The 8,533-nt window shown below is 59.5% G+C and carries 7 protein-coding genes; 3 read left to right on the top strand and 4 right to left on the bottom strand.

Going from position 1 to position 8,533, the window contains the following annotated elements:
• Positions 1–222 precede the first annotated feature (222 nt).
• Together HMPREF3145_RS04775 and HMPREF3145_RS04780 are read right to left on the bottom strand one after the other, a co-directional pair.
• Positions 223–1,074, bottom strand: coding sequence for a PRC and DUF2382 domain-containing protein (locus HMPREF3145_RS04775; RefSeq protein ID WP_070422113.1), 852 nt, complete (start codon positions 1,072–1,074; stop codon positions 223–225).
• Positions 1,075–1,375: 301 nt separating this feature from the next.
• On the bottom strand, positions 1,376–2,179 hold the full coding sequence (locus tag HMPREF3145_RS04780) for a hypothetical protein (protein ID WP_083279391.1): 804 nt from the start codon (positions 2,177–2,179) through the stop codon (positions 1,376–1,378).
• Between the two features lie 52 nt (positions 2,180–2,231).
• Here HMPREF3145_RS04780 and HMPREF3145_RS04785 point away from each other — a divergent pair, with 52 nt between their 5' ends.
• A complete protein-coding gene (locus tag HMPREF3145_RS04785) occupies positions 2,232–3,521 on the top strand; it encodes an adenylosuccinate synthase (RefSeq protein WP_070422115.1) in 1,290 nt (429 codons plus the stop codon).
• 245 nt (positions 3,522–3,766) lie between these two features.
• Positions 3,767–4,852 carry a hypothetical protein gene (locus tag HMPREF3145_RS04790; protein WP_141739371.1) on the top strand — a complete coding sequence of 362 codons (1,086 nt, stop codon included), beginning with the start codon at positions 3,767–3,769 and terminating at the stop codon, positions 4,850–4,852.
• Here the strand turns inward: HMPREF3145_RS04790 and HMPREF3145_RS04795 are convergent.
• Positions 4,823–5,335, bottom strand: coding sequence for a GNAT family N-acetyltransferase (locus tag HMPREF3145_RS04795; RefSeq protein ID WP_070422117.1), 513 nt, complete (start codon positions 5,333–5,335; stop codon positions 4,823–4,825). The genes HMPREF3145_RS04790 and HMPREF3145_RS04795 overlap by 30 nt on opposite strands.
• Complete coding sequence (locus tag HMPREF3145_RS04800) at positions 5,328–5,612, bottom strand: type II toxin-antitoxin system TacA family antitoxin (RefSeq protein WP_070422119.1); 285 nt, start codon at positions 5,610–5,612, stop codon at positions 5,328–5,330. The genes HMPREF3145_RS04795 and HMPREF3145_RS04800 overlap by 8 nt, the downstream gene beginning before the upstream one ends.
• Before the next feature lie 411 nt (positions 5,613–6,023).
• Between HMPREF3145_RS04800 and HMPREF3145_RS04805 the strand changes: the two genes are divergently transcribed.
• The coding region (locus HMPREF3145_RS04805) for a YPDG domain-containing protein (protein WP_070422118.1) at positions 6,024–8,533 on the top strand (2,510 nt) is incomplete at its 3' end.

An 8,533-nucleotide genomic window follows, 5' to 3' on the forward strand; every position in this document is an offset into this window, starting at 1 on the left:
CATGTCCAAAAAGTCATGAGACATGACACGGCACAACTAGACGATCTCGCCGCTACCGAACATCATGTGCAATATCACCTGGGAAAACTTCGAACCCGAATGCTGATCGTCTAGTAGGGAGCCTAGCCGAGCTAGACGATCAGCAAAACGAACAGCAAAAAGCCCCGGTTAGGAACATTCCCAACCGGGGCGAGAGCCAGGGGCTAAACCCCTATACAGGTTTTACTTGTTGTCTTCGACGACGCCGTCGGTCTCGAAGCGCTCCTTGCGCACCTCTTCGGAGACGCGCTCGGTATCGCGGACGGTGTCCTTCTCCAGGGAAACCTTCTCTACCGGGACGGATTCCTTGGATACGGTCACGCGGTCCTCGTGAAGCGTGACGGATGCTTCCTGCTCGCCGATGTTGCCGTCGTAGTTTGCGCGGTCTGCGTCGGTGATCGGCTCGCGTACGATGCGGACTTCCTCGCGCTCGACCGGGACCTCGACGGTTTCGGTCTCCTCGACGACGTACTTACGCAGGCTGACCTGGCCGGATTCGACGCGGTCCTTGGAGACGTTGAGCTGCTCCTCGGAGCGGATCAGTTCGCCGTCGACGTCGGTGGTGCGGTCTGCGGCAGCGGCGCGCTCATTATCGACGACACCACGCTCACCGGCACCAGCACCAGCACCCGCAGCACCAGCACCAGCACCAGCAGCGCCGACACCGGCACCGGTGCCAGCAGCGGCGTGCTTACCGGTCTCGTAGGTGGTCACGTCCTCGGTGGTCTCCAGGCCGTAGTGGCGGTAGAAGGCGTCCTGGTCCTGGGTGGTCAGGTGGCCGTTTTCGTCGAGATCCGGTGCGTCCTCGATGCGGTCCTTGGAGAATGCAAGGTGCAGTTCGCCGTCGCGAAGCGTGTGGCCGCGCAGTGGGACGATGGAGTCGCCGCCACCGAAGAGGCCGTGGCTAACGGAGACGAAGTCTGGCTGGCCGGTGGAGTCGTTGACGTAGACGTCCTTGACGCCGCCGACCTTGTCGCCGTTGACGTCGTATGCGGTTGCGTTTGCAAGATCCTCGATGCGGTTGAGGTTAGTCATTGTTGTTTCTCCTTTTGATTTGTTGTTGCGAGAACGATTCCGACCGTAACGACGATCAACCGTTCTGGCAGCGGACCCAACCTGAGCCTCGAAAAGTAGAACGGGTGTTCGAGCGACAAACACGACAAGTTCAGGTAGTCCCATGGAAACCGCCAACAGCCAGCGGAAACGAAAATCTGAAAGGTGGCAAAACGTTCAGCGAAATGAACGCAATGTGTCAGTTAGGTAACAGCGAGCTACCAATCGCATAGAGAAAACGCGAAATGTGAAGTCCGCCAGAGCGTGAATATAATTCCTGAAACTATGCCGAACGGACCGCCTGAATGTCGCGCAGGTGGCGGTAGAAGGTGACGCGGGAGACGGGTCGGGGGCGCAGGTGGTCGTCGATACGCACTGCGATCTCATTGCCACCGGATTGCAGGGCGCGCCCGGTGAGGGTGCGGCTGCCGTCGAGGCGTGCGACGGGTTGGCGGCGTAGGAAGCGGCGGGTGGGTACGAGTGGGCTGGTGAAGGGGGCGGCAGCGATGCCGGGCGCGTCGACGGTGGGTACGAGGCGTGCGCCGTATTCGACGCCGGGGTGGACCAGCACGTCCGAGTCGACGACGACTTCGCCGTAGTAGGGCGTGGCGCCGTCGTCAGTAAAGAGCTCCGCGGATCCTGCAACGACCTCGCCGAAGTCGGTGCGGATGCAGGGGACGGGTCGCACGGGCCCGCCTGCAGCAAGATCCGCAGACTCCGCGCCCCAGAGCACCGCCGCGGGCGATTGCGGATCCGCGGGCACGTACCCGACCTCCACCCACATGCAATCCGCGCGCATCAGGCGGGTGAGCACCAGCCCGAGGGCACGGTCGCTGCCGGACACCACAACACGCAACGGCTCAGAGGGTTGCTGCGGCGCAAACGTGGGTGCGCCGAGGTGGTCGACGGCGGGGTTTTTCTGGATCTCGTCAAGCGACGGGGTGGGATCTGAGGGGAGCACTTCGCGCGCGATGGCGTCGAGAAACTTGAGGTCGCGCTGGGTGGGGTGCGCGGGGAGTTGGAACGTTTCTGCGCCCGGAATTGAGGGTTCGGGGGACGCGCCGCATGCGCAGTGGATGAGCCGCATGGCGCTCACGGTACAATATGCCCGTTCATACGCCATATTTAAGGAGTGCGTGATGTCCGCCATCATCATCGTGGGCGCCCAGTGGGGCGACGAGGGCAAAGGCAAAGCAACTGACATTCTCGGCGGTCGGGTCGACTACGTGGTTAAGCCCAACGGCGGTAATAACGCTGGGCACACGGTGGTTGTCGGTGGGGAGAAGTACGAGCTGAAGTTGCTGCCCGCCGGCGTCCTGTCCGAAAATGCCACCCCGATTCTGGGCAACGGTGTGGTGGTGAACCTTGAGGCGTTGTTCGAGGAGATTGACGGCCTTGAGGCGCGCGGTGCGAATGCGTCGCGGTTGAAGATCAGCGCGAATGCGCATTTGGTGGCGCCGTATCACCAGCAGTTGGATCGTGTGCAGGAGCGTTTCTTGGGCAAGCGCGCGATTGGCACGACGGGTCGCGGCATCGGCCCGACCTACGCCGACAAGGTCGCTCGCGTGGGCCTGCGCGTGCAGGACGTTTTCGACGAGTCCATCCTGCGCCAGAAGATTGAGTCGGCGCTAGATGTGAAGAACCAGATGCTGGTCAAGATGTATAACCGTCGCGCGATTTCGGTCGAGGAGACGATGGATTACTTCGGTCGTTACGCGGAGCGCCTCGAGCCGATGGTGATTGATGCGGAGCGCATGCTTAACGACGCCCTCTCCGCCGGCAAGCACGTCCTCATGGAGGGCGGCCAAGCCACCATGTTGGACGTGGACCACGGCACTTACCCGTTCGTGACGTCCTCGAACCCGACCGCCGGCGGCGCGTGCGTGGGTGCGGGTATCGGCCCGACTCGCATCACGGGCGTGCTGGGCATTGTGAAGGCCTACACCACCCGCGTTGGGGCGGGTCCGTTCCCGACGGAACTGTTTGACAAGTGGGGCGAGTTCCTGCAGGTCACCGGCGGTGAGGTCGGCGTGAACACCGGCCGCGTGCGCCGCACCGGCTGGTACGACAGCGTGATCGCGCGCTACGCCTCCCGCGTCAACGGCTTTACGGACCTGTTCCTGACCAAGCTCGACGTGCTCACCGGCATCGGCGAGATCCCGATTTGTGTGGCCTACGACGTGGACGGCAAGCGTTTCGACGAAATGCCGATGACCCAGACCGACTTCCACCACGCAACGCCGATCTACGAGACGATGCCCGCCTGGGACGAGGACATCACCGGCTGCCGCACCTTTGAGGAGCTGCCGCAGAAGGCCCAGGATTACGTGCTGCGCCTCGAGGAGCTCTCCGGTGCGCCGATCTCCTACATCGGCGTCGGCCCGGGCCGCGACCAGACCATCGTGCGCCACGACATTATGGAGCGGTAGGGGAAGTGGCACAGGGCGGACGTGATCTGGCCGATTATGTTGCCGCTGCCAGCCAAGAATGTAGCGTCACTGACCATCGGTTGTGCAACGGGCTACGGACTTGTGAAACACTAAGTGAGTTACTCGTTTCCTCGGCTGATCACTCAGAGGGCGTAGGGGTAGATTATGTGCACCTCCCGGGTGAGCCAACGAGCTGCTGGACGACTGCGCAGCTCTTTCGGCTTGTCTCGGACAATCTGCGGCGATTGAACGTCCCAGACAGGTTGCGTCGTGATACTCAAATCACGTCCGCACTTGGCAAGTTGGCCGATCGCGGTCTGTCCGCCGATGCGATCATCCGAACTGGATTCGGGCCGATGTTGATCGATTTTGTCCTTGAAGGAGCGTTAGCGTGCCGGCAGCTCGTGCTGGAAAAAGAACGCGGGAGTGATGAACTGCTTCTGGGAGAATGGGCTGATCTTCTTATTGCAAGTCCAGAGCTGCAAGGCGTAGCAGCAGGAGACCGGAGCTTGGCCCGAGCTAGGGCGATGAATGGGTCTTTTGTTCGGGAGGTGCAACGTTGGCTTCAAGAGGCGCCTATTGCGCATCTCGTTGGGTGGCGTTACTCAACAGACCAGTCTCTTGCCGATGATGAGGATCTGTTTTTGCTCAATGGCCGTGACGCAACGGTTTGGGTATGTGAGCGGTTTACAAAAACGTATCTAGACGAGTGGGCTAGTGAGTCCCTGCTGTGGGAGCTGACTTTCATAACGAAGCCCGGTGCGGTTCAGGGATTAGCCCAATTTGACGTTGGTCTTCTGGAGGAACGCAGAGTCTCTTTGTTTGATGTAACCCAAGAGCTCGCTAGGCGCGCGACTTCACAAATTGCGCCCTATCAGCGGGGGCCATTGGCTGAGCTGGAGAAAGCACAGAAATCCGTAATTGCCGCATTAGACAAAGGTGACGTGGACCAGGCGGTCAACCTGGCAAGTGAAAACATAAACCTGTTTCCTAATGAGCCAGAGGTGAAGAGAAACTTCGGGTTCTGCATTATTGGAGAAAACCCGGAGCGCGCCTTGGAGACGTTGAAGCTCTACCAACCGGTAGAGGAGGGGTCGCTGGTCAGCACGCTCAATCATTTCAATCTCGTCGCCGCTTCATACCGCTGCAATAGGGATGCGCCACTAGAGAGTATCCAGTTTCTGATTGATGCTTTGCCCGCCGGTATGCCGACGGGATCGATGTGGTTGTGGGAGCCTGAAACCCTGAGGGATACGCCTACCGTTGTGCCGATTGAGTTGGAAGCGTGGAGGCGCCGCATGCTAAGAGTTCTGGGCTTGTTGGATCAGTGATTCCACCGGCAGGAGGAGATGGAGCGGTTCTCCTGGCATTTCATGAAAGTTAGCGTTATGGAGGTAGAACTGTTTTGCGCTTTCATCGTGTGCGTGGATGAGGATCGCTGCCGCACCGATTATCTCCGCTGCGGCGATCGCGCGTCTAAACATGTCCTGTAATAGGGATTTGCCTAGTTGTCTGCCTTGAGCGCGCGAATCGACAGCGAACCGCCCCAGAAGGATGATCGGAACATCCTTGGGACGGTTGTTGCGGAATCGCTTGGGCAGGGCATCTCGGCTGACACCGCCCGATGCGAGAGCGTAGTAACCAACTACCTTGTCGTTAAGCGTTGTCACGTAGGTGACAGAATTGTTGGCGCGTTGGTTTTTCCAAGCGTTTTCTTTGAGCCACTTGTCTAGGCTTTCCACCCCGCAGGAGAAACCTGCAACATCATCTTCCTTTTCGATCGTTCGCGGAGGTTGGATGATGTCCCTAGTCAAGGTGGAACTCCTTTCCGAAGACGGAGTCGGATGCGAGAAGGCGCGCTAGTTTCGTGCCGTCGACGGGGGTATCGAGGGCTTTCTCGAATTTGGCGAAGTCTTCGTCGCTCAATTCGAACCAACGGCGATCGGCAAGAATCTTTTCCGCTTCGATCATTGCGCTGCCGAGCACGAAATCGGACACCGGAACATCCTGGGCTTCGGCGGCACTTCGTAGCGTCTCGTCCTGGACCTCTGTTGTCCTGAGGTGAAGTCGCTTAACTTTTGGCTGAGTCATAGGGACCACTGTCCTTACTTTTGTGTGGTGAGGTCTTCAAGCAACGTGTAGAACCTGTGCGCACAATGTACGCCACGCTGCCTCGCGCCTCAAGTTGAGGGGTGAGAACGTGCGTTGATGGCACTATGCGATCGTCACCAACCCCACCGTCAGCAAGCGACCCTATGCAAAATTTCACAACCTAAGAAAAGGGGGATTGCGGTGTGGGTTTTGCCATGTGGAGAGGCTTGAACGCTTTGAAGAAGCTTAAAGAATTAAAAGCATTATCAAGCGAAAGAAACAAAATATTGCAGACACTTGTCTAACTCCTTACTCTCGGCTATGTCGTCTCTGTGTGACATGTGTCAAAGACGGGGTACAAAGAGATGCACGTATCTAACCGAAGGATCATTTTCGAGGGAAGGAATTTCGGTGAAGAAGAACTACATTTCCCGCCGCCGCGGCACTTCCATTGCCGCAGCCGCGCTGTCGTTTGCGTTGGTTGCGCCGTTCGCACAGCCAGTTGCGTTCGCGCAGGAGGAAGCGCCTGCTGCTGAGTCTGAGCAGAATTCGCCTGCTCCGGTGGTTGATGAGAACGGAATCATTGATGCGGACATGATCGCCAGCGGTCGTGTCACCAAGGCCGCGAACCTGACTGATGCACACGGTGTTGGTAAGGGCTTGATCTCGGGCCACGTCTACTTGACCACCCCTGGCGGTAACCCGGGTGCGGCGTATGACAACGGCAACGTGAAGCTCGACGGCATCACCGTCTATGCCCAGTTCCGTGACAAGGACGGTTCGTACTCGCCGATCTTCAAGGCGCAGACGCACACGCTGCCGGACGTCGTCGGTGGTAACGGCGGTCAGGGTACGTTTGCGTTCGGTACTGGCGATAAAGGCATTACCTGGACGGACAAGCTTGGCCGTGAGCACACGTGGTCTGCCCGTACGGACCAGAAGCACCGCATCTGGGTTGAGCCGTTTACCAACGAGCGCGGCAACAACGTTGTCATGTTCCGTCAGGCCAACGGTTTCGTCCCTGGCTCGTTCAACGGGCTGGTTGAAGGGCCGCTGGGATCCTTTGGCGTTGCTGACGCGAACATTCAGCTCATGGCTGCGTTCCTGCAGGAAGTCCCGCCAAGCCACAAGGAAAGCTGGATGGCTGCCAAGGGCGACAGGCTGGTCGAGGACCCCGAGGGCCCGATCGGTCTGGCGTCAACCCAGACTGACGTACCGAATACCGTTTCCGGTCGCGTGTGGCTGGAGACCGGCGGTCCGGACAAGGGCATCGTGGCAACCGGTCCGTCGTTCAACAGTGTCGACGAAGCCGCCGACGGCTACACCGTCTACGCGTCCACCCTGACCAAGGATGGTGCCGCGGCTAACCAGGTTCTGCACGAGCAGTACAAGAACGACCCGGCGAAGTTGGCTGAGGCCACCAAGCGGATGCTCGAGGACAATCCGGAGTACATCCTCAAGACCGTCTACGGCAAGACCGATAACGAGGGCCGCTACACCCTGCGCTTCGGCAACTACGAGAAGGGCCAGGTCCGCGAGGACGTCCTTAATCCGAACCACGTGTTCGTATGGGTGGAGAACAAGGATGGTGTGGTTCAGAACGGCTACACGGGCTTCCACACCCCGATCTTCCAGCGCTTCAATGCTGGCGGAAACTTCAAGGCGGCGGCTTCCCCGGGCGAGAACCAGCTGCCGATTAACTTCAACGGTCTTCCGTACCAGGAACTGAACTCGCTGTACAACGTCAACTACGCGGTCATGCCGTACACCCCGGTGTCGATCACGGCTGATTACAACGCGACGGATAAGCCGGCTGCACCTGGCGTCACGGTGACGCCGGAATTCCACGGCAACCTGTCCACGCTGCCGTCGAAGGTGGAGTGGCGCGACGCTAAGGGCAAGGTCCTCAAGACGTGCGACCTCGACCAGTCCAAGGGTATCAAGGCCCAGGTCGCAGCGTGCACCTTCGACATCCCGGATGATGCGAAGAAGGGCGACTTCTTCAACGTGGTCCTGGTCTCTGGCGGCAATGATGTTTCCGCATGGACCGTGCTGGTCACCCGCGACGCGGACGAGTACACCCCGTCCTATGAGGACAAGCTCGTTGTCCCGGGCGAGGAGACGAAGTCTGCTCCGACCTTTACCAAGGTCGACGAGGATGGCAACGAGACCGAGGAGAAGGTCGACGCTCCGGAGGGCTCCAAGTTTGCGATTCCGCAGGACTTCAAGGCTCCTGAGGGCTACGTGGTCACTATCGACGAGAACACCGGCGAGATCACCGTGACCTTCCCGGACAAGTCCAAGTTGAACAAGGATACCGTTGAGGAATTCGACGTTCCGGTTGTTGTGACCTACCCGGATGGTTCCACCGACGACGCGACCGCGAAGTTCAAGCTGGACACTGATGGTGATGGCACGCCTGATACCGAGGATCCGGACGATGACGGTGACGGCATCCCGGATGACAAGGAGAAGGAAGACAAGACCAACCCGAAGGTTCCGAACCAGAACCTGGACTACGAGCCGGAGTACACCGACGTCACCGGTAAGCCTGGTGAGGACGTCAAGGTGGACAAGCCAACCTTCAAGGACAAGGATGGCAACCCGACCACGCCGCCGGAGGGCACGAAGTTCACCCCGGGTGAGAACACCCCGGATGGCGTGACCATCGATGAGAACACCGGTGAGATCACGGTGACCATCCCGGAGGACGCCAAGCCGGGCGACAAGATCACCGTTCCGGTGGTTGTGACCTACCCGGATGGCACGAAGGACAACGTTGACGTCACCGTCACGGTGACCGACAAGGACAAGGACCTTTACGAGCCGTCCTACGAGGACAAGCTCGTCGTCCCGGGCAAGGAGACGAAGTCTTCGCCGACCTTCACCGACAAGGATGGCAAGGACGCGACCGCTCCTGA

This window comes from Corynebacterium sp. HMSC05C01 (genome assembly GCF_001807155.1).
GTDB lineage: Bacteria > Actinomycetota > Actinomycetes > Mycobacteriales > Mycobacteriaceae > Corynebacterium > Corynebacterium coyleae.

Coding starts and splice junctions, on each gene's coding strand:
- HMPREF3145_RS04775 (WP_070422113.1), bottom strand. CDS start 1,074: ATGACTAACCTCAACCGCATCGAGGATCTTGCAAACGCAACCGCATAC.
- HMPREF3145_RS04780 (WP_083279391.1), bottom strand. CDS start 2,179: ATGCGGCTCATCCACTGCGCATGCGGCGCGTCCCCCGAACCCTCAATT.
- HMPREF3145_RS04785 (WP_070422115.1), top strand. CDS start 2,232: ATGTCCGCCATCATCATCGTGGGCGCCCAGTGGGGCGACGAGGGCAAA.
- HMPREF3145_RS04800 (WP_070422119.1), bottom strand. CDS start 5,612: ATGACTCAGCCAAAAGTTAAGCGACTTCACCTCAGGACAACAGAGGTC.